The sequence below is a fragment of the Vibrio sp. YT-19(2023) genome (assembly GCF_033337395.1).
This window is the reverse complement of record NZ_JAWOQN010001071.1, coordinates 1-531: the sequence shown is the minus strand read 5'-3', so window position 1 is coordinate 531 and position 531 is coordinate 1. Positions and strand designations below refer to the sequence as shown.

Sequence of the window (531 nt, the reverse complement as noted above, 5' to 3'; positions counted from 1 at the left end):
GCGCCAGTCTCCTGATAGGAGTAAACCAAACAGTTATGCTTAGTAAGTTCGCTCGGCTGCTTTGGAATGCCATGCTTGGCAAGATACTTGGGAGACGCACACACCACCCAGTTTGCATCCACCAGCTTTCTGGCAATAAGGCTAGAATCTGGCAACATGCCAGTACGAATGGCCAGATCGAAACGCTCATTGACGATATCGACAAATCGATTATCAAGTTCCATATCGATATTGATGTCAGGATACTTGTCATTGAACTCCGAAATCACACCCGGAAGAATCAACTCACCAGAAATGGTAGGTACCGTGATCTTAATGTTGCCAGACAGGTTCTTCCCCAATCCAACGATCGATTCTTCGGCTGTAGCAACAGCTTGATAAACCGCTTTAGCGTGCACAAAGAAGGATTGCCCCGCCTCTGTCAACGTCAGCGTTCTCGTCGTGCGATAAAGAAGCTGAACACCTAATTCTTGCTCCAACTTCGCAATACGTTTACTAACCACCGATTTAGTGAGCTCCATGTGCCTTGCC

The 531-nt window shown here is 47.3% G+C and carries 1 protein-coding gene; it reads right to left on the bottom strand.

Going from position 1 to position 531, the window contains the following annotated elements:
• The coding region (locus R7E78_RS30110; RefSeq protein WP_318059138.1) for a LysR family transcriptional regulator at positions 1 to 531 on the bottom strand (531 nt) is incomplete at both ends.